This window comes from Vibrio anguillarum, from assembly GCF_003390515.1.
GTDB lineage: Bacteria > Pseudomonadota > Gammaproteobacteria > Enterobacterales > Vibrionaceae > Vibrio > Vibrio anguillarum.
Window position 1 is genome coordinate 1,405,388 of sequence record NZ_CP031479.1, and the last position, 22,634, is coordinate 1,428,021.

Below are 22,634 nucleotides of genomic sequence, written 5' to 3' on the forward strand. Positions count from 1 at the left end.
TCTATTTTTCTCGCAATGCTTCAGCTTGATATTCTCGGATTGGGCTGAGTAGATAATCGATGATCCGACGTTGGTCGGTTTTAATCTCAGCCACGACAGACATACCGGGCAATAAGGCAACAGAGGCACCATCGACCTCAATTGTGTGGTTTAACAATTGCACTTGAGCGGGAAAAACCAACCCAAGTTGCTCATCCATTGTCGAGTCTCTAGAGACGTGGACCAATGTTGCCGATAAGGTGCCGTAACGCGTATAGGGAAAGGCATCAATTTTCAACGTCACGGGTTGGCCAGCATAAATAAAGCCAATGTCTTTATTGAGAATTTTAACTTCGGCGACTTGTACCGAATCGTCAGGCACAATAATCATCAAATTTTGTGCTGGTTGTAAGACTGCCCCAAGGGTGTGAACACTCAATTGCTGTACAGTGCCAGTGACAGGAGAGCGAACCACTTGTAATCCTTCATGTTCGCGTACTTTGTCCAGTTCATGTTGCAGCGCTGAGAGTTGTAGGTGTGCTTGCTGACTTTTGTCTTGCCACTCTCTGGCTTTTTGCGCACGCAGCGCTTTTAAACGCTCTTCTAGGTTGAGATATTGCTTTTGCAGCACATGTTGTTGTGATGTTTGCTGGGCTAACGCTCGTTCGGATTCTAATAACTCTTTTTCCTGCTCCAGATACTGCACTTGACCTATTAAACGCTGTTGCTTGAGCTTTTTTTGAGCATCAAGGCGCTGAGTAATATTACTCACTAACTGTTTTAAGCCTCTGATGTCGACTTCAAGTGAGGACTGGGAAGCAAGATTGACCTGCATTTCAGCACGCAAGTTTTCCAACACCGATGTGAATTCGTTCTTTTCAGTATCAAAGCTGTCGATGACCTCTTGTTGTGCCGAAGGTGCCAATGCCAAATACAGGGGATGTTGAGCTAGATCAGCCTTACCACGCAAAGCTTGATACTTGAGAAATTCATGGGTTTGATAGCGTATTTGATGACGCAAACGTTCAATATCTTGGCTAACGCCTAACGTGTCCAGAGTCAGTAAGGGCATCCCTTTTTCGACACGTTCGCCGTCTGCTATATGGATTTGTGCTACTCGGCTTTGTTCGTAAGACTGAATCACTTGCGAGCGCCCAGGGACTAACAGCCGCCCGTTTGCGGTCGCTTGGATATCCAATTTCCCCCAATAGGTCCAAAGTAAGGTGAGCAGTAACCCTACACTTAGCGTGATGGCGGTGATGCGAGCAAACGGAGAGGGTGGGCTCTGCTGTAGAGCAAGATGGCCGGGTAAAAACTCAAAGTAGCCGTTCGTTTTCGGGCGCTTAGAGCGAAGCTTCTTTAACTGAGAGATCATACTCGCTCATCCTCTTGTTTTAATGCTTGTTGCAGTTGCCACAGCTGGAAATATTTGCCTTGCTCTGCGAGAAGTTGTAGATGCGTGCCTTGCTCTGCAATCTCGCCTTTTTCCAGTACGATAATCCGGTCACACTCTCTTACCGTAGAGAGGCGGTGTGCGATGGTAATAACGGTACGCCCGGCGGCAATTTGCTCCATATTGGTTTGAATGATGGCTTGTGATTCATCATCTAAAGCGCTGGTGGCTTCATCAAGAATCAAAATCTTAGGGTCTGCAAGCAGTGTGCGGGCAATGGCTAAACGTTGTCGTTGTCCGCCTGAAAGTGACTGCCCCCCTTCAGCTAAAATCGTGTCGTAACCCAGTGGCAGCTTTAAAATGAACTCATGAGCGCCCGCTAATTTTGCCGCTTGCACAATCTCATCCAAGTTGGCTTGTGGCTTTGAATGGGCAATGTTGTCACTAACACTTTTACTAAAGAGAAAGTTCTCTTGTGATACCACCCCCAACTGGCGACGCAATTCATGAACACCGATCTGTTTGAGTGAGGTGTTATCGAACATGATTTGGCCTGATTCAGGGCTGTACAGCTTGAGTAAAAGCCGAGCCAAGGTGCTTTTTCCCGACCCCGAGCCACCGACCACACCAATTTTCTCACCCGCTTGGATATTGAGTGAAAGCTGATTGATGGTCAGCGGCAAATCGGGTTGATAACGGAAACTCACTTTACTGAGAGTGATCGCACCTTGCAGTTGTAGGGAATGGCTGGCTTGCTGCTGCTCGGTGGGCAAATTGAGTAGGTCGGAAAGTTTATCGACTGCAATTTGCGCTTGTATAAATTGCCCCCACAGCTCGACGAGCCGGGCAAGAGTTTGTGCAACATGACTGGCGAGCATGTTAAAAGCGATCAGTTGACCTATGGTCATTTGTAACGCGAGCACTTCGGATGCACCAATCCATAGTAGAAAGACGCTCGTTATTTTTTGGATGAACTGCACTGCGTGGCTAGAGCGGTTATTCCACTGCTGAACCACATAGTTGCTCGATATCATCTGTTCGGTTTGAGTATCCCAACGTCGAATAAAGCGAGGTTCAGTCGCTAAGCTTTTAATGGTATCACTCCCCGCGACGGTTTCAGTTAGAAACGAAGTGTTGTGCGCTATATGGGTAAATTGTTGTTCAATCGCTTGTTGCAGCCTTGGGGTTAGCCACCAAGCCAAAAAGAGATAACACGGCAGTGTGGCCAATACCAATAAGGTTAGCCCGCCAGAAAGTAAGCTCATCACATAGAAAAAGATCACGAGAAAAACGAGATCAATCGTGAGGGTAAACATCGAACCTGTGATGAACTCGCGTATGGTATCGAGCTCTCTTACTCGAGTCACAATCGCCCCAACTTGCCTTGATTTGAAAAACAGCAGCGGCAAACCAAACAGATGGTGAACCAATTTAATGCCAAGCTTAATATCAATGCGGTTAGCGGTATGAGCATATTGATATTCGCGTAAACCGCGTAGCAATACCTCAGCTATTCCAGAAATAACTAAGACGAACACTAAAACATCGAGTGTCGAGTGGGCTTGATGCACTAATACTTTGTCCATCACGACTTGGAAAAATAGCGGTGTAATAAGTGCAATAACTTGCAGTACGAAAGAGAATAAAACAATCTCAGCGATTAAATGTTTATGTTGCGATAATTCAGGTAAGAACCAACGAATATCAAAAGAGGATTGCTTTTTTTTGATATCTAGCGTTTTTCCATTCCAATTCTGTTTTAAATAGCTTGTATCTACTACTTTTGGGGTATCTGAATTACATGGATGAATTAAACATTTATCCTGTTCAACTTTAGCTAAAATAAATGGGTGATTATTTTTGTTAAATAAAATAATCGGTTTCTTTATTTTAGTAATTCCAGTAAAAGACTTCGCTTTATTAGCAGTGACTAAATAATTTCTTCCTTTTAAATCTTTTATTATTGAATCAATTGCATTGGATGGCGTTTCATTAGAGATATCTAATTTTATCTCACGAATTCCGATCAGCGGTAAGTAGACTGATAAGCAATGTAGCATGGCTTTTTTTTCATTTAAATCAGTCATATATTTGATTCTTCAAGGGCCAGAAAAAGAAAGGGGGCGGATCATATCATTAATATCAATAGATGCTCAAATATTATCTGGTCTGATTAGTTAATTGCGGTTTTTAAAGGTTTTAATTATCAGTTGCTTGTATTCGGTAATATTTTGGTTTTGTTAATTTATTCATGACTTAGCGTTATTGTATGGTTGCATGCCATTGAAATGCTGTATAACATTAAAAATCATTTTTGGGTTATCGCTACTTTTTTATAAGTGGCTTTAATCTTTTTTATTTTCTTTTTAAATTATGAGGTGAGTTATTTATGTCTGAGAAATTCGTTCAAACTGTATCGAGTGTTAATTATAATAAAGGTGTTTTTTCTCTCTATTTTGTTGGACAGAATCAATCCAACATGGCAAACGGTATTATGGCGGAAAGTGATACGGACTTAGAGCTAAAAGAAGTGATTCATATGCCTGCTTCTGGTTTTATGTATATGGTTTCGATGGTTAAGAATATGCTTGAAGATCCTCGTATGAACGAAGAGTTAGAAAAATTAATTGCCGCAGGTTTTCTACCATCACCGAGTGAAGCACCTCAAGAGAACGAGAGTGGTATTGAGCCAGCTAAAAAACGCGTGACACGCACGAAAAAATAAAAGGTGGCTTAGCGTATGTTGATTCAACATCACGCGGCGAAACTGGATCGTGCAATGATGCAGAAAATGATGGGTGGGATTCTTCTGCTCAGCCAATATTCTCCTCTGCATCAGCGGTATCTTATCAGTGAATGGCAGCAACGGATTATGCCATCATTTGAGTTAAATCAGTTTTGCTATTACGAAGATGAACAAGGACGTCCAATTGCATTTTGTAATTGGGCGTTTTTGTCTGAGCAAGTGAGAGAGTTGCTATTGTCCGGTGAGCGAGAAATCGAAGCCGCTGACTGGCGCTCTGGTGATCATATCTACATTCCTGAAATGCTTGCTCCTTTTGGTCACGGACGTCAAATCGTCAATGACTTACGACAGCGTGTTTTTTTGCCGTGGAAAGGGCAAAAAGTGTGTACTGTCCGCGGCAAAATCGACACGCAAAACGACCGCTGTATCCGTAAGGTACAGTGGTTTTCTATTTAAATAATAATAAGAGCCACAGTCTATGGGAAAACCATTTTGGAGAAGTGTCGAATACTTCTTCACCGGAAATTATTCCGCCGACGATGGAAATAACGACATTGTTGCCATCGGTTTTGGCGGCGAAATTCATGCTTATGGCGGAGATGATCATATCCATCTGGGGTCGATCGGAGCCACGGTATATACCGGTTCAGGTAACGATACGGTATCGGCGGGGGCCGGCTATCTAAAAGTTGAAGATACAACGGGGAACCTGAGCGTTCGAGGCGCTGCGGGTTATGCTGATATCAAGAAAAACGGAGACGGTAATCTCTCATTTTCAGGTGCTGCTGGTGGTGTAGACATTGGTCATGACGGCCAGCATGGCAACATCAGCTACGCAGGTGCTGCGGCTTACAACCACATTAAGCGTCAAGGGTCATCAGGCCATGTTTCTTTCCAAGGTGCTGGTGGCTACAACGCTATCTGGCATGAAACTAATCATGGAAACTTGAGTTTCGAAGGTGCAGGTGCGGGCAATAAAATCGATCGTACTTGGTTTAACCAGTATCAAGGATCTCAAGGTGATGTGCGTTTTGTCGGCGCGGGGGTTGCTAACAGTATTAGCTCACGTGTTGAAAGCGGTAACCTGCACTTTAGTGGAGCTGGTGCGGATAACCATTTGGTTCGCAAAGGCAAGGTTGGGGATATTACCCTAGAGGGTGCCGGGGCATCCAATCGAATTGAGCGTACGCACAATGCGAACGATGTGTATACCGAAACACGCGGTAATATTCGCTTCGAAGGTGTGGGTGGTTACAACAGCCTTTACTCTGATGTGGCACATGGTGATATTCATTTCTCGGGCGCCGGTGCTTATAACACCATTACTCGTAAAGGTTCTGGGGATGACTTTGCGAAAGAAGGAATGGCCAATGCCAAGGCTGATAAAGTTGTATTAACTAAGGCGGTGATGAGTGGTTCATGGATAGGACAAAATCATCAAGTCACGGCAGTAAAATCAGCTAACGAGCCTAATACTTATCTTTTTGCTTTCGCAGACTCCTCGTATACCAAAATTAACAAAGTACAGTTGCGTAATGATCCTCAAACCGGAGAACTGAGATATTACTCTTCGGCTTGGTATAAAGAGGGTAACCATTTAAACAACTTAGCGAATCAAGATATTTCCAACAACGGTGGTTTCACAGCCGTTAATATCAATGGTGCTTACACGTTATCTGATCTCAAAGTTGAACATCAACAATCTGTCACCGTTCATGCCGTTGAAAAAAGCCTGACTGAATATGAGTGGGTGACTTACGCCAATGGTGCGGTGATTGATGCGAAAGATGTGTCATTGTCGGATGCAAAAATGGGTGGTCACGCCATTTTTGCTGATGGTACTAAGGTTGATGTCAAAGCGGTAAAATCAAACCGCAAACCCAACACTTATGTTTACGCTAAAATGCTGGGACAACACACGAAAATCGTTGTGGTTGAACTGGCGAACGATGCCGAAACTGGCGCGCTGAAATATCAAGCTCGTTCTTGGTATAAAGAAGGTGATCACACGGCCAATTTAGCTAACCAAGATATTTCGTCTGCGTATGGATATCACGCAATGGGCAAAGGGGGTTACTCGCTCAGCGACTTGCATTACAGCGTTAACGCGGTAAGAAGTACCAGCGAAACCGTGGCTGATATCGACGAATACACGGATCAAACCCTATTCAAACCCGTAAGCGATAGCGGCGAAAGCTCTGGCGATATTCATTTCAATGGTGTCGGTGGCGGTAACGTTATTAAATCCAACGTAACACGCGGTCATGTTTACTTTAACGGTGGCGGTCTTGCCAACGTGATCCTGCATAGCTCTCAGTTCGGTAACACTGAATTTAACGGTGCAGGCGCGGCTAACGTGATTGTCAAAAGTGGCGAAGAAGGGGATCTCACCTTCCGCGGCGCAGGTTTGGCAAACGTATTAGTGCACCAAAGTCAGCAAGGCAAGATGGATGTTTACGCGGGTGGTGCGTTGAACGTGCTGGTTCGTGTTGGTAACGGCGACTATCTGGCTCACTTATTGGCTTACGGCAACATCTCGGTACAGAAAGGCCAAGGCAATAGTCGAGTTACTCTACTGGGCGGCTATAACACGCACACGCAAATCGGTAGTGGTGATGCACTATGGCTAGCGGCTGGCGGTTTCAATGTCATGACACAAGTCGGTCAAGGCGATGTGGCTTCGGTACTGGCTGGTGGCGCAAACGTACTGACCAAAATGGGTGATGGTGAACTCACGGCGGGCATGCTGGGTGGTGCGAACGTGATTACCCATATCAGCAGTGATGATCAATTATCGAATACCACGGCGGTGGCACTCGGCGGCGCAAATATTCTCACCAAAAAAGGCAAAGGCAACACCCTTGCTGTGATGGGCGGAGGCGCTAACGTACTCACCCATGTGGGTGATGGCACCACAACTGGCGTCATGGTAGGCGGCGCGAACATCCTAACGAAAGTCGGGAATGGCGATACGACCGGCATTATGCTTGGTCTTGGCAACGTGCTAACGCATGTTGGTGATGGCCAAACCCTTGGCGTAATGGGCGCCGCAGGCAACATATTCACTAAAGTGGGCGATGGAACATCCATTGCAGTCATGATTGGTGCGGGCAATATCTTTACCCATGTGGGCGAAGGGAATGCTTGGGCATTGATGGGCGGCCTTGGTAACGTCTTTACCAAAGTGGGCAACGGTGATGCTCTCGCGTTAATGGTGGCCGAAGCTAACGTCTTCACCCATATCGGTGATGGCATGTCGGTGGCGCTTATGTTAGCCAAAGGCAACATAGCAACTAAAGTCGGTAATGGAACCACACTTGCGGCTATGGTGGGTAACGCCAACATCTTCACTCACGTAGGCAGTGGCAGCACGTTTGCTGCAATGATCGGTCAAGCCAACATTATGACCAAAGTGGGCGATGATCTCACCGCTGCGCTGATGGTCGGTAAAGCTAACATCTACACCCATGTCGGTGATGGAACCAGCTTAGGAATATTTGCGGGCGAAGTGAACGTGATGACCAAAGTCGGCAACGGCACAACGCTGGCGGCGATGTTCGGTAAAGCCAACATCATGACGCATGTCGGCGATGGTCTAACGGGCGTGTTAGCACTGGGCGAAGCCAATATCGCCACCAAAGTGGGTGATGATTTCATGGGTGTTGTGGCCGCGGCGAAAGCCAACGTCGTGACTCATGTCGGTGATGCAACCACCGCCGCTGTATTGGCGGGTAAAGGCAATATCCTCACCAAAGTGGGCGAAGGCACCACGGTAGGTTTGTTGATTTCCGATATCGGCAACGTGATGACCCATGTTGGAGATGGCACGACTATCGGTATTGCTAAGGGCAAGGCAAACATCGTTACCAAAGTCGGTGATGGCTTGGGTGTTAACGTGGCTTGGGGTCAAGCCAACGTGTTTACTCATGTAGGTGATGGAGATCGCTATAATTTTGCCAAAGGCGAAGCCAACGTCATCAGCAAGGTGGGCGATGGTCAAGAAGTCTCTGTCGTGCAAGGTCAAGCCAATATCATTACCCATGTGGGTGATGGTGATGATTATACCGGTGCTTGGGGCAAAGCCAACGTTATCACCAAAGTGGGTAATGGCCGAAATGTTGTGCTAGCCAAAGGTGAAGCCAACATCGTGACTCAAGTGGGTGATGGCGATAGCTTTAACGCACTTTGGAGTAAGGGCAACATCGTCACCAAAGTCGGTGATGGTATGCAGGTGACCGCCGCGAAAGGTAAAGCGAACGTAACGACTCGAGTGGGAGATGGCCTAAACGTCACCGCCGCTTATGGTGATGCCAATATTAACACCGTGGTTGGTGACGGTATTTCGGTCAATGTTGCTTGGGGCCAATACAACGTCAATACCAAAATCGGCGATGGTTTGAACGTCGCGGTCATGAAAGGTAAAGCCAACGCTAATATTCATGTTGGTGATGGTTTAGGGGTTAATGCTTCTTACGCTCAAAACAACGTGGCGATCAAAATCGGTAATGGTGATTTCTACAGTTTGGCGGTCGCGTCGAGCAACACCAGTAGCAACAAGCTCTCCGCCCTGTTTGATAACATCAAGCAAACCGTACTTGGTGTAGGTGGTAGCCAAGCAATCAACTACTTAGTGCAAGGCGATGAAGCATCATCATCCGGCACGCATAAAGGCCGTGGTGCGATTGCGACACCTGAAATCACCAAGCTGGATGGCTTCCAAATGGAGGCGATTGAAGAAGTGGGCTCTGATTTGGGAGACAGCCTAACAGGTAGTGTGACCAAGGTAGACGCACCTGATCTCAATCAAATGCAAAATGCGCTCAGCGTTGACGACTCTTCGGACCAAGTTCAAGGGCCAAATCTCATTGTTAATGGCGATTTTGAGCAGGGGGAGTACGGTTGGAGGGCCTCTAACGGTATTGAAGCAGGTTTTTCTGCCAACGGTTATGGCGTTGCAAGTGAAGGACACGGCAACCGAGTCAGTGAGCTTGACACCTACATCAACACGACCATTTTTCAAGATCTGAATGATCTCAATCATGGCGAAGTTATTACGCTGAGCTTTGATTTTGCAAAACGTGCAGGCATTTCTAATAACGAAGGCATTGACGTTCTCTGGAACGGCGAAGTGGTTTTCTCATCGTCTGGTGACGCCTCTGCTTGGCAGCAAAAAACCTTAAAGCTGACCGCTCATGCCGGCAGTAATCGTATCGAATTCAAAGGCACAGGCCACGATGATGGGTTGGGCTATATCTTAGATAACGTAGTTGCGAAATCAGAAACGCCACAGCAAACTAATGCGGTGAGTGAGCATGCAACGCAAAATCAAGCGTCGCAGAATGCCCTATCAGATAAAGAGCGCGCAGAAGCGGATCGCCAGCGTCTAGAACAAGAAAAGCAGAAACAGCTCGATGCTGTCGCAGGTTCGCAAAGCCAGCTGGAATCTACCGACCAACAAGCCTTGGAAAATAATGGTCAAGCTCAACGCGATGCAGTGAAAGAAGAGTCGGAAGCCGTGACGGCTGAGTTGACCGAACTGGCACAAGGTCTCGATGTGCTCGATGACAAAGCCACGCATACGGGTGAGTCGGGCGACCAATGGCGCAACGATTTTGCCGGTGGCTTGCTTGATGGTGTTCAAACCCAATTGGACAATGCAAAACAGGTTTCTGGTGAGCAGATTGCTGCCGCGAAACAGACGCACGCGGACAATCAAAACAAAGTCAAAGATTCGGTTGCACAATCGGAAGTAGGCGTCGCAAAAGGTGAGCAAAACCTGGCGGGTGCAGAGCAAGGCATTGCTGATGCTAAAGCCGATGCAGAAACACGCAAAGCCGATGCTGTAGCGAAAAGTAACGACGCGAAACAGGCCGAATCTGACGCACACAGCGCAGCAAACGACGCGCAATCGCGTGGTGATCGCGATGCGATGAACGCGGAACATAAAGCCAACCAAGTGCAGAATGATGCGAAAGGGGCTAAGCAAAACGAAAGCGATCGCCCTGATCGTCAAGGTGTTGCGGGCAGCGGCCTTGTGGGTCAAGCACATAGCGTCGAAGCCGCTGGTGCTGCGGGCCATATCAACGCTGATAGTCAAACAAACGCTGATGGCCGCTTTAGCGAAGGCTTGAGCGAGCAAGAGCTGGAAGCCTTAGAAGGTGCGACCAATGCAGTCAACCGCCTGCAAATTAACGCAGGAATTCGAGCGAAAAATACGGGTAGTTCTGTCACTTCGATGTTCAATGAGACAAACGCCGACAGCATTGTTGTGTCAACAACGGCCTCTCAGGATGTGAGCCGAAAAGAGATTCACATTTCAGGGGTGAACCTAGAAGGGCTAAGCGCTGTTAAGGGAAATCAACCGACTGGTCAACTTGGTTCTAAAAGCGTTCCCGGGTTTAAAAGCCATTTTGCATCGACATCTATTGGTATAGAAAATGAGCTATCTGGCCTAGTTGTTGTTTTACCTAAGAACTCAGCACAGACGTTTGGATATGTGCATGATTCACAAGGTAACCCATTGTTTATGTTGACCAAAGATATGAATCAAGGTGGTTACAGTAACCCAGTTGGTATCACTGATATCAAAGGGGTGAACAACTGGCAGACTCATACCATTGAATTGGTTACATATCCTAGTGAAACCAGTGATATGGTTGCGATTGAAAGTCGCAAAGAGGCAATGTTATGGCTAGCGAAAGAATTTACAGGCCATATCAATCAATCGAACCACCATAGCTTACCTAGTTTGGTTAGTGATGACGGGCGTTTTACGCTGGTTATATCGAATTCGAAGCATTTCATCGCGGCGGGTAACGGTACTTCTATTGAAGCTCAAGGGCAGACAATAGGAATGACCCCTAGTGGGCAACAAGCCACGATGGCCATCAGTGCGAAAGAATTTGGTTCAAGCTCGTCATTGGAAGTGAGACTTCTAGAATCTGCGCCTTGGTATCAGTCAGGACTGAGAGATGAATTTTTAGTAAATGCGAACGAAGCTAAATTAGATGATCCAGTGGCAGCGCAAAATGTGTATGCCTATCTAACATCGGTGTATTCAAAAACAGCAAATCTGGCGAAAGAGTACGGTATCTATATTAATGATTGGGATCCTGCATCTGAAGGCTTCTCGCCGAATGCTCAAGGATTAACCGATCCGAAAGTGAAAAATGCTTGGGAGATTTTGCCGAGAACTAAGCCAGTAAAAATGCTGGAGCTTCTGAGCGCAGACGACTCACGATACGTGCGACAACAAATTATTGAGAAGCTGAAAGGTTCACATTCAGAAAGCCTTGCTAAGAACGTGTTTGAATACTTCCAGTATGGCGGAGAAGTGGCGGGGCATGGAATCAACAATGCAACGACAGGAAGTTCGCAGCAGCCTGAACCCGCGATTTTGTTTGAGTTTCGCAGTGTGCCGAGTGTTTTAAGTAAATTTGTGCCTAAAACAGAGTCCACCGCAAAAATTGATGTTAAGGCACTCGATCATTTTGACTCTGCTAGCCGCAAAGCCATCATTACTGAAGTGAATGCTCTGGTGAGCGATAGTGATGATTTCGATGCCTGGTATCAGGAGTATCGGGCAAGCAAAGGCCAGCCTCCAGTTAAAAACCCTAAATCCAGTGCTTCTGCAAATCATAAAGCAGAATGGTTGATGACGCAGTATGCCGAGCAATGGGCGCAAATTACGGCTCCTTATATTGATAGCCATGAGACGAGCACGTCAACACAAACGACGGTAGAAACGGGCGAAGTGCTTAAAGGACTCGAGAAAGATTTCAAACTTTATGGCGAAGCGCTGCAACCGGATACTCGCGTACCGGGCAAATTGAAAGACATTCGGACAACCGAAGATTTCTTGAATGGTTATAAAAACGACCATGCGAAGGATATCGTTGACGGCTTCCGTTCAAACATGAACATCAAGCAACTGGTGGATCTGTTTGTTAAAGGAAACTGGAGTGCAGAGCAAAAAGGTGCGCTTGCTTGGGAAATTGAAAGTCGTGCACTGAAAGTGACGTTCCAGAACAAGTCTGAGAAGTACAACCGACTGTTCCGTGAGATTGCCTCTGCTGGCGTCGTGGATGCGAAAGCGACCGAGCAACTTGCGCCACAGTTAATGCTGTTGAACCTATCGAACGACGGTTTTGGTGGTCGTTGTGATCCACTTTCTAAACTCGTTCTGGTTGCAAAGCAGCTCGAAAACGATGGCCAAATTGGCGTTGCAAGACAACTGCTAGAGAAGATGTACTCTGCGGCAGCAGTGCTGAGCAATCCAACGCTTTACTCAGACAGTGAAAAAGCCAACGCTAGCAAACTGCTCAGCAGCTTAGCGGCCATTCATGCAAAGAACCCAATGCATGATACGTCGATGAAAGTGTGGCAGGAAAAGCTGGAAGGGAAGCAAGCGCTGACCGTAAACAGTGTGGTTGAGAAAATCACTGATGCATCGGCTAACGGTAAATCGGTGTTGCTGGAACTTGATGCTCCGGGACATGCGATGGCGGCTTGGGCAAAAGGCTCAGGTGACGAGCGAGTTTACGGCTTCTACGATCCAAATGCTGGCATCGTTGAGTTCTCGTCAGCAGAGAAGTTTGGCGCCTACCTAACGCGTTTCTTCGGCAAGTCCGATCTGAACATGGCTCAAAGCTATAAGCTGGCTAAAAACGACGCAGGTGAAGCAATCTTCAACCGCGTGGTGGTAATGGATGGCAACACGTTAGCAAGCTACAAGCCAACCTTCGGCGACAAAACCACTATGCAGGGGATCCTCGATTTACCTGTGTTTGACGCAACGCCGATTAAAAAACCAGGTACTTCAGATGTCGATGCAAAAGTTGTAGATGACACGAAAGAAGCATTGGCTGATGGAAAGATACTTCACAACCAAGATGTGAATGATCACGATGAAATCACCACATTACTGAAAAACAAGCCTGTATTGGATAATGCGGAGACGATATCAAACGCAGATTCTCGCCATAAGAATTATCAATCCCGAGATTTAGTTCTCGAGCCAATCGTGCAACCAGAAACCATCGAGCTTGGTATGCCTGATATCGATCAGAAAATATTGGCGGAGGTTGCTGAGCGTGAAAATGTCATTATCGGTGTTCGACCAGTTGATGAGAAGTCGAAGTCACTGATTGATTCTAAGCTCTATAGCAGTAAAGGTTTATTCGTTAAGGCGAAAAGCTCTGATTGGGGGCCAATGTCTGGTTTTATTCCTGTAGATCAGTCATTTGCCAAAGCATCTGCGAGAAGAGATCTCGATAAATTTAACGGCTATGCTGAACAATCCATTGAGTCTGGTAATGCGGTAAGTGCCGATTTGTATCTGAATCAGGTTCGAATGGATGAGTTGGTGTCTAAATATCAGTCACTGACAGCTCTTGAGTTTGATGCAGAAAGCGGTATGTACAAAACAACGGCAACCAATGGTGATCAAACAGTCACTTTCTTCCTGAATAAAGTGACTGTTGAGAGTAAAGATCTGTGGCAGGTTCATTACATGAAAGATGGCGAGCTAGCGCCGTTCAAAGTGATTGGTGATCCTGTATCTAAACAGCCGATGACAGCAGACTATGATTTGTTGACGGTGATGTATTCCTACGCTGATCTAGGGCCGCAAGATAAGGTCAAGCAACCATTAACTTGGGAACAGTGGAAAGAGTCTGTTACTTACGAAGACTTAACGCCTAAGTATCAAGAGTTATACGACAGTGAGGTGCTTTATAACAAGAAAGATGGGGCGAGCCTTGGCGTTGTGAGCGATCGCTTAAAAACTCTGAAAGATGTGATCAATACCAGCTTGGGCAGAACCGATGGCCTAGAGATGGTGCATCATGGTGCAGACGACGCAAACCCTTATGCGGTAATGGCGGACAATTTCCCTGCGACTTTCTTTGTACCTAAAAGCTTCTTTATGGAAGATGGTTTAGGCGAAGGAAAGGGCTCTATCCAAACGTATTTCAATGTGAATGAGCAAGGTGCGGTGGTGATTCGTGATCCGCAGGAGTTTTCTAATTTCCAGCAGGTAGCGATTAATGTCAGTTACCGAGCATCACTCAATGATAAGTGGAATGCTGGCCTTGATGACCCACTCTTTACACCAGAGCGCAAATTGTCTCATGATTTCCTAAATGCAAGGGAAGATGTGATTAGAAAGCTTAGCGGTGAAATTGAGACAAACGTAAGCACTACGCGGTCAGAAGTAACAGAAAATACGGTGATGCAGCCACTAGATTTTTCGAAGGTATTCACCAGAGAAGAATTAGTAAAAAGTGCGAATGTGTTTGGCAAGCGAATCGGTTCTTCTTATCAAGCCATCTTAGAGCAGGTTGATTTGGTTCATAGGGCTGTTGACCGTGATCTGGTATTAGAAAGCTTTAAGCTTAACAAGAAGATCAATGCCTACATCGCTGAACATCCAACCTCTGGGCGTAATCAAGCGCTAACGCAGTTGAAAGAGCAGGTCACCAGTGCGTTGTTTATCGGCAAGATGCAAGTTGCCCAAGCGGGTATTAATGCAATCGCACAAACAAGACTAGAGCTTGCCGCTCGTATCTTTATGGTCGCGATTGAAGAAGCCAACGGTAAACACGTAGGTTTGACGGATATGATGGTTCGTTGGGCCAATGAAGACCCGTACTTGGCGCCGAAGCAAGGCTACAAAGGCGGAACGCCAAGTGACCTTGCCTTTGATGCGAAGTACCACGTTGACCTAGGCGAGCATTACGCTGATTTCAAACAGTGGCTAGAAACGTCTCAGGCGAATGGTCTACTGAGTAAAGCGCTCTTAGATGAGGCAACCCAAACTGTTCATCTTGGTTATAGCTATCAAGAGCTTCAGGATTTGACTGGTGTTGAATCGGTACAAATGGCGTTCTACTTTTTGAAAGAAGCGGCGAAGAAAGCGGATCCCGTTTCTGGCGATTCAGCTGAAATGATACTGCTGAAGAAATTCGCTGATCAAAGCTATCTGACTCAACTTAATTTAGACCGTATGGATCAAATTGAAGGTATCTACCGCAGTAGCCATGAGACGGACGTTGACGCTTGGGATAGTCGTTACTCTGGTGTTGGGTATGATGAGTTAAGCAATAAACTTGCAGAAAAAAATAGTATAGAGGAGCAGCTTTCTGTTCTTCTGGATGAGCGCAAAGGTTTATTAATTGGTGAAGTACATGGCAGTGATGTTAATGGCTTACGCTTTGTCAATGAACAGATGGATGCACTGAAAAAACAGGGTATTAGTGTGATTGGTCTTGAGCACTTACGCTCGGATCTCGCGCAGCCGCTGATTGATAGCTACCTTGCTACTGGTGTGATGTCGAGTGAGTTAAGCGCAATGCTGAAAACTAAGCATCTCGATGTCACTCTGTTTGAAAATGCACGTGCCAATGGCATGCGTGTTGTTGCGTTGGATGCAAACAGTTCTGCACGTCCAAATGTTCAAGGGACAGAACACGGTTTGATGTACCGTGCTGGTGCCGCGAACAATATTGCAGTGGAAATATTACAAAACTTGCCTGATGGTGAAAAGTTTGTCGCTATTTATGGTAAAGCGCATTTGCAATCGCATAAAGGAATTGAAGGTTTTGTTCCGGGTATCACGCACCGTCTTGATCTCCCTGCGCTTAAAGTCAGCGACTCGAACCAGTTCACTATCGAGCAAGATGATGTGAGTCTGCGTGTTGTCTACGATGATGTTGCTAATAAACCGAAGATTACCTTCAAAGAAAGTTTAAGTAGCACAAACAACGCACTTCATAATCAAGACGTGGACGGTTGGAAACGTGTTGTCGTCACATCGACAGCGGACGGCGGTGAAACGCGCTTTGACGGCCAAGTGATTGTTCAAATGGAAAACGATTCAGTAGTTGCAAAAGCGGCGGCAAATCTAGCTGGCAAGCATCCTGAAAACAGTGTGGTCGTTCAGCTAGATTCTGAAGGGAATTATCGCGTGGTGTATGGTGACCCATCGAAACTGGATGGAAAGCTGCGCTGGCAATTGGTTGGCCATGGGCGTGATGATTCAGAATACAACAACAGTCGCTTAAGTGGCTACAGTGCCGATGAACTTGCAGTGAAATTGGCGAAGTTCCAGCAGGCATTCGGCCAAGCGGAAAATATCAGCAACAAGCCTGACCATATCAGTATTGTCGGTTGCTCTTTAGTGAGTGATGACAAGCAGAAAGGCTTTGGTCATCAATTTATCAATGCCATGGATGCCAATGGTCTTCGCGTGGATGTGTCTGTTCGCAACTCTGATGTAGCGGTAGACACAACAGGGCGCAAACATACTCAAGATGCCAATGGAAATTGGGTAAAAAAGGCTGCAAACAATAAAGTCTCACTGACTTGGAATACGCAAGGCGAAGTTACCGCACGTGACGAGATCATTCGTAACGGTGTGGCGGAAGGGGATATCCATCTTTCTCGTGTTGGTGCGAGTGAGGTTAATGAGCCAGCACGTGGTGCCATCGGCGACAACAGTGAGGTGTTTGAAGCACCTGAAAAGCGTAAAACGGAAACGGATACTACGGCATCGGCGGGCAGTGACAATAAGCTCAGCTACTCGGGCAATATTCAGGTCAACGTCGGTGATGGTGAGTTCACCGCAGTTAACTGGGGTACGTCAAATGTTGGTATTAAAGTGGGTACGGGAGGCTTTAAGTCGCTGGCCTTTGGTGACAACAATGTCATGGTTCATATTGGTAATGGTGACAGCAAACATAGTGTCGACATCGCTGGTTATCAGGCGCTTGAAGGTGCTCAAATGTTTATGGGTAACCGCAACGTAAGTTTCAATATGGGTCGCAGTAATGACCTTATCATGATGATGGATAAGTCGATCCCAACACCGCCACTGGTCAATCCATTTGATGGTGCATCACGTATTTCAGGAGTATTACAAAGCATCGCACAAGCAGGAAAGGGTGCCGATTGGTTAGCGGCTCAAGAACAGCAGTGGACACTCTCTGGTGCGAAAAAATTTGTCAAAGAGATGTCCGGTCTCGATCAAACTAGCAGTGTTGACTACAGCAGTTTGGTTGATTTGGACTCTCAGAATGAGCGCAGCAGCCGCGGCTTGAAGTCTGACGCTGAAGCAACGTTGAATAAAAAGTACAACCAGTGGCTAAGTGGCAATAGTAATCATGATACTGGCAAGATGAGCCGTGCGGATAAGTTCCGTCAAATGAACGAGAAGTTGGCCTTTAACTTCGCGGTCGGTGGTCAAGGAGCCGATATCCAGGTCACCACGGGCAACTGGAACTTTATGTTCGGAGACAACATCCAAGCGATTTTGGATACCAATCTCGGTTCATTGTTTGGCGTGTTAACCCAGCAATTCTCAGCAACGGGAATGGCTCAAACGACCTTTACCTATAATCCGCAAGACTTGCCTCGTCAGCTTAAGAATAAGCTGCTGGGTAAATTTGCTGAGGTCGGTGCAGAGACGACTTTAGGTGATATCTTCGGTGTCAATTACACCGCTGATGGTAAAATAGTCTCTCGTACTGATGAAGCGGTAGATGGCGTTGCCATTTTAAAAGAGATGCTAGAAGTGATAGGCGAGTTTGGTGGTGAGCAGCTCAGCGCATTTACTGACCCAGAAAAATTGCTAGATAGCCTCAAAGCGGGAATCGATATGGGGGCTGATGGTCTTCAATCCTTTGCTGAAAGTCATGGACTGAAAGAGAAAGCACCAGAGGAAAACGATACAGCGCAAGTGACTCTCAATGGCGCGCCTGCGGCAACGGAAAACGTATCAGCCACTGTTGAAGAAACCAAACCAGAGCGCGCATTTGGTTTTAATGCGCTCAATTTGCCCAATTTATTTGCCACCATGTTTAGCAAAGATAAGCAGGCAGAGATGGCATCATTGGTCAGTAATCTGAAGCAGAATCTCACCGCCGATTTGCTCAATATGAAGGATAAAACGTTTGATTTCCTTCGTAACAGTGGGCATTTGCAAGGGGATGGCGATATGAACGTTTCTCTGGGTAATTACAACTTCAACTGGGGTGGTGACGGTAAAGATCTCGGCGCTTATCTAGGCGACAATAATAACTTCTGGGGAGGACGTGGAGACGATGTGTTCTACGCAACGGGAGTCTCCAATATTTTCACCGGCGGTGAAGGCCACGATATGGGCGTTTTAATGGGTCGCGAGAACATGATGTTCGGCGGTGATGGTAATGATACGGCAGTTGTGGCCGGACGCATTAACCACGTCTTTATGGGCGCGGGTGATGATCAATCCTTTGTCTTTGGCGAAGGTGGTGAGATCACCATGGGGTCAGGTAATGACTATGCGGTCACTTCAGGTAACTTCAACCGTGTGGACATGGGAGACGATCAAGACTTTGCTGTAACCATCGGTAATAACAACCAACTTGATCTTGGTGCAGGCAATGACTTTGCGAGAGTCTTTGGCAATCACAACCGAATTGATGCTGGCCAAGGAAACGATGAAGTCAAACTGATGGGTTACCATGCTTCGATTAATGCTGGCGAGGGCGAGGATTACTTAATTGCCGCCGCCATCTCAAAATTCAGCACATTAAACGGTGGTGAAGGTAGCGATGTCATGGTGCTTGGGGGTTACCAAAATACGTTCAAAGGCGGTGCTGGCGTAGACAGTTTTGTGGTCAGTGGTGAGGTGATCGATAACGTGGTTGAAGATATTCGCCAAGGTGAAAACATCATCTTCAACGGTATTGATTGGAACCGTTTATGGTTTGAGCGTAGTGGTTACGATCTGAAAATCTCTATGGCACGCCATACTGATACCTCTTCCGATCAAACGCTATTTGATGCGTTAGGTTGTGTGACTTTCAATGATTATTTTGCAAATAATCGAGCCAAACTTATTATCGGTTTAGGTGAAAAAGACGCTCAAGGCGAGCAGGAATATACCTGTTTGACTGATAATGTGTTAGACAACCTCATTCAAGCGATGAGTTCCTTCGCGCCTAAGGTGGGAGAAAGCAACTTTATGGATGGATTAGCTTCTCAGCCTCAGCAAGCGATTATGGCCGCATGGTCGGATGTGAATACCGGGAAGTTTAGCTTGTCGTAATCATGTCTTTCATGGGTTAAAACCAGCCTTTGTGGGCGTGTCTGTTTGACAATAGCGCCCATATAAACCTAAAAACGCCTCCTGATTTTATAGAAAACAGGGGGTGTTTTTTTAGGCTCAAATAGGCAAAACCTAGCCGATACTAGCGAATACGAGTAAACTCTTCTCTTTTCATGGAAGAGCCCAGAAGCAATGTTAAAACAAGATCATAGCCAAGCGATACAACAAAGAATCGATCAAAAAACCAAACCGTTGGGAGCGCTGGGCCAACTTGAGTCATTAGCACACCAGCTCGCCTTAATCCAAAGTCAAAATCAGCCTCAGCCCACTCAGCAGATCACCATTCATAAGCCTACAGTACTGGTCTTTGCTGGCGATCACGGCATTGCAGATGAAGGCATTAGCATTGCGCCAAGCGCGGTGACTCAGCAAATGGTGCTTAACTTTCTGGCGGGTGGTGCGGCCATCAACTGTTTTTGTCGCAGCAATCAAGTCGAGATGAAAGTAATAGATTGCGGGATTTTACTCCCTGTAGAAAGCGACAATCCGCACTTTCTTGTGCAGCGCTTAGGTAGCCGAACGGAGAACTTTGCTCGCCAAGCGGCGATGTCTGTAGAGCAAGTGAAGCAAGGGCTACTGCTAGGCAATCAGGCCGTGCAGCAGGTCATCCGTGCGGGGTCCAATATAGTGATGTTTGGTGAAATGGGCATTGGCAATACCAGTAGCGCTTCTGCGATATTAGCGGCGCTTTCTAAACATTCTGTTGAGCAGTGTGTTGGTTACGGCACTGGCATTTCAACACAGCAATATCAGAAAAAAATACAATTGGTGAAGCAAGGCGTAACACGCTGCCGTGGTTTGGATCCAGAAACGGTCCTTGCGGAAGTAGGCGGCTTTGAAATTGTGCAAATGGTCGGAGCATTTTTAGGCGCTTACCAGCAGCAAACGCCGATTCTGGTGGATGGATTTATCGTCACGGTAGCCGCGTATGTGGCCACACTTATTGAACCGGATTGCCGCGAGTTGATGGTTTTTGCTCATCAGTCCCATGAATCGGGCCACCAACGCGTACTTGAACAGTTAAACGCGACACCACTGCTTAATTTAGGGTTGAGATTGGGTGAGGGAACGGGTGCTGTATTAGCCGTACCTTTGGTCAAAGCGGCCGCCGAGTTCTACAACACCATGGCCAGTTTTGCCGACGCAGGAGTGACAGTGTAATGCTGCGCGTTTTCGCTTATCAATTAGAGCTGTTCTGGTTGGCGTTGAGTTTTTTCTCGCGCCTTCCTATTCCTAACAATACGCCCTATTGCAGTGAACGAATGAACCGATCTGGGCGCTATTTTTCCTTGGTTGGTCTATTACTCGGCGCGATCTGCGGTGCCATCTACAGTGTGCTGATCCTGATTTTACCGAACGAGGTAAGCATCGCACTGACGATGGTGGCCAGTTTGCTATTAACAGGGGCGTTTCATGAAGATGGCTTAACTGACATGGCGGACGGCATTGGCGGAGGAATGACGGCTGAGCGCCGTTTGAGCATCATGAAAGATAGCCGCATTGGCACTTATGGTGCGGCCAGTTTAGTGATGGCGCTACTGTGTAAGTTTCTCTTTTTAGAGGCGCTACTTGGTTATGGCAACGTATTGATGGTGTGGGTGCTAGGCTACAGTTTTAGCCGTGCGATAGCGGCATCGTTGATTTTCGACATGCCGTATGTGAGCGATCTCGATAGCAGCAAAAGTAAGCCGCTAGCCAATAAACAAACCCTTCCAGAGCTCATTTTTCTACTGCTGTGCGGCTTAGCGCCTGCGTTATGGTTTGGTTGGCAGGTAAGCTTAAGTTTGGTATTGGTTGCTGTAGTTTTTCGTATTTTCTTCAAAGCTTGGTTGATGGCGCGTATTGGTGGCTTCACTGGAGATTGCCTTGGCGCTGCACAACAGATTATGGAACTGCTGATCTATCTGCTGCTTATTGTATTCGCTGGGTTGGGTTATTTGAGCATGGGACTGATTGAATAATGGTGCATTTGATTTTGGGTGGTGCGCGTAGCGGTAAGTCTTGTTTCGCTGAACAGGCCGCAAAGCAAGAATACCAAGTCCTGTTAATGCGGCTGCCGCAGGCTCAGCTTAACTATGTTGCCACCGCGATTGCGTTTGATGATGAAATGCAGGCAAGGATTGCTCACCATCAGCAGCAAAGAACGTCGGAATGGCAAGAGCACGAATGCCCTGAACAACTGCCTGAGTTAATTGCCACTTTTTCGGCACATGATGTGGTATTGGTGGACTGCTTAACGCTGTGGCTGAATAACGTTATCTATAACCATGGCCAGCAAGCTCACGAAGCGGAGATAAAAAAGCGAGTCGAGCAACTCTGTTTTGCCGTTGAGCAAACGCCCGCCACTTTGGTTATCGTCGCTAACGAAGTGGGCCTTGGCGTGATCCCGATGGGGGAGGTTTCGCGCTTATTTGTCGATAACGCGGGCTGGCTTAACCAAGCGCTAGCCAAGTTAGCAACCCGAGTGAGCTTTATTGCGGCGGGCTTACCGATTGTTTTAAAAGACATCGCTTTAAAAAACACTGCTCTAAACGACATCGCTTTAAAAGGCTCACAATGATCAATCTCTATTTGATGCGCCACGGTAAAACCGTCGGTCGGCCTGCGCTCAATGGTAAAACAGATGTGCTCGTTGAAGCGCATCAGCAAGAGCAGATCGCTCACACTTTGCTGAGATCCCCTTACTCCTTCTCAAACATCATTACTTCGCCGCTACGCCGTTGCCGTGATTTAGCGCAGCAACTGGTTTTACAGCAGCCGAAATTGGATTACCAAATTGAGCCTGATTTCCAAGAGATGGATTTTGGTGACGTCGATGGCGTGGCCTTTGATGAACTGCAATCGATGTGGCCAGTAGTGGAAACTTTGTGGACCAATCCGGCCCAACATCAACTACCTAATGCAGAAAACTTGGCCGATTTTCATCAGCGTGTAACTCGTGCTTGGGAGGCTCAGATTAAAGAGATCAAGCAAGACACTTTAATCATCGCTCATGGTGGAACAATCAGAATGATACTTGCCAATGTTCTAGGCACTGATTGGCAAAACCGCCATTGGTATAGTGTGTTGAATATCGACTATCAATCATTAACTCATATCCAAATAGGAAAAGATAACGCTAAGAATGTGAGTGTGAAGAGCATCGGAATTCAAATTTAGCATCGGGTGAGCATGCAGTAGAGTATGGAGTAACTATCAGATTTAATGATAGAATTCCCGGCAATTAACGCCGGCCTCTGGTTAAGCGTATTTTTGTATAAGGTATTGAGACGATCGTTGATGAGTTAAGTTTACCCTTATCCATCTTGATAAGTGGGATCGCCTCAACATAAATTGCTTCTACAATTCATTAACATACCGCTGTGCAA

General features: G+C 46.6%; 9 protein-coding genes and 2 pseudogenes. 9 read left to right on the plus strand and 2 right to left on the minus strand.

All coding sequences use genetic code 11. From position 1 onward, the window contains the following. Nucleotide 1: 1 nt before the first annotated feature. The gene (locus tag DD616_RS10570; protein WP_094150530.1) at nt 2-1,354 is read right to left on the minus strand and encodes an HlyD family type I secretion periplasmic adaptor subunit; all 1,353 of its coding nucleotides are present in this window, start codon (nt 1,352-1,354) and stop codon (nt 2-4) included. Next, complete coding sequence (locus DD616_RS10575) at nt 1,351-3,459, minus strand: peptidase domain-containing ABC transporter (RefSeq protein WP_208872267.1); 2,109 nt, start codon at nt 3,457-3,459, stop codon at nt 1,351-1,353. Before DD616_RS10575 ends, DD616_RS10570 begins: the two co-directional genes overlap by 4 nt. A gap of 302 nt (nt 3,460-3,761) precedes the next feature. Between DD616_RS10575 and rtxH the strand changes: the two genes are divergently transcribed. The 9 genes and pseudogenes from rtxH (at nt 3,762) to DD616_RS10620 (ending at nt 22,425) form a co-directional block, all read left to right on the plus strand. Next, nucleotides 3,762-4,097, plus strand: coding sequence for a protein RtxH (rtxH, locus tag DD616_RS10580; protein ID WP_013856638.1), 336 nt, complete (start codon nt 3,762-3,764; stop codon nt 4,095-4,097). A 15-nt stretch (nt 4,098-4,112) separates the two neighbouring features. Beyond that, nucleotides 4,113-4,574, plus strand: coding sequence for an RTX toxin-activating lysine-acyltransferase RtxC (gene rtxC, locus DD616_RS10585; protein WP_017044044.1), 462 nt, complete (start codon nt 4,113-4,115; stop codon nt 4,572-4,574). A 22-nt stretch (nt 4,575-4,596) separates the two neighbouring features. Beyond that, nucleotides 4,597-12,931 (plus strand): annotated as a pseudogene (gene rtxA / locus DD616_RS17500) (MARTX multifunctional-autoprocessing repeats-in-toxin holotoxin RtxA); the annotation flags it as partial. A gap of 236 nt (nt 12,932-13,167) precedes the next feature. Then, nucleotides 13,168-14,550: pseudogene (locus DD616_RS17505) on the plus strand (anthrax toxin-like adenylyl cyclase domain-containing protein); the annotation flags it as partial. 189 nt (nt 14,551-14,739) lie between these two features. Then, nucleotides 14,740-19,206, plus strand: coding sequence for a C80 family cysteine peptidase (locus DD616_RS17510; RefSeq protein ID WP_370685858.1), 4,467 nt, complete (start codon nt 14,740-14,742; stop codon nt 19,204-19,206). A 192-nt stretch (nt 19,207-19,398) separates the two neighbouring features. Further along, nucleotides 19,399-20,427 carry a nicotinate-nucleotide--dimethylbenzimidazole phosphoribosyltransferase gene (gene cobT / locus DD616_RS10605; protein ID WP_208872268.1) on the plus strand — a complete coding sequence of 343 codons (1,029 nt, stop codon included), beginning with the start codon at nt 19,399-19,401 and terminating at the stop codon, nt 20,425-20,427. Next, complete coding sequence (locus tag DD616_RS10610; RefSeq protein ID WP_088728912.1) at nt 20,427-21,227, plus strand: adenosylcobinamide-GDP ribazoletransferase; 801 nt, start codon at nt 20,427-20,429, stop codon at nt 21,225-21,227. Before cobT ends, DD616_RS10610 begins: the two co-directional genes overlap by 1 nt. Continuing rightward, nucleotides 21,227-21,826, plus strand: coding sequence for a bifunctional adenosylcobinamide kinase/adenosylcobinamide-phosphate guanylyltransferase (cobU, locus tag DD616_RS10615; RefSeq protein WP_094151088.1), 600 nt, complete (start codon nt 21,227-21,229; stop codon nt 21,824-21,826). Before DD616_RS10610 ends, cobU begins: the two co-directional genes overlap by 1 nt. After that, nucleotides 21,823-22,425 carry a histidine phosphatase family protein gene (locus DD616_RS10620; protein ID WP_208872269.1) on the plus strand — a complete coding sequence of 201 codons (603 nt, stop codon included), beginning with the start codon at nt 21,823-21,825 and terminating at the stop codon, nt 22,423-22,425. The genes cobU and DD616_RS10620 overlap by 4 nt, the downstream gene beginning before the upstream one ends. Nucleotides 22,426-22,634 lie beyond the last annotated feature (209 nt).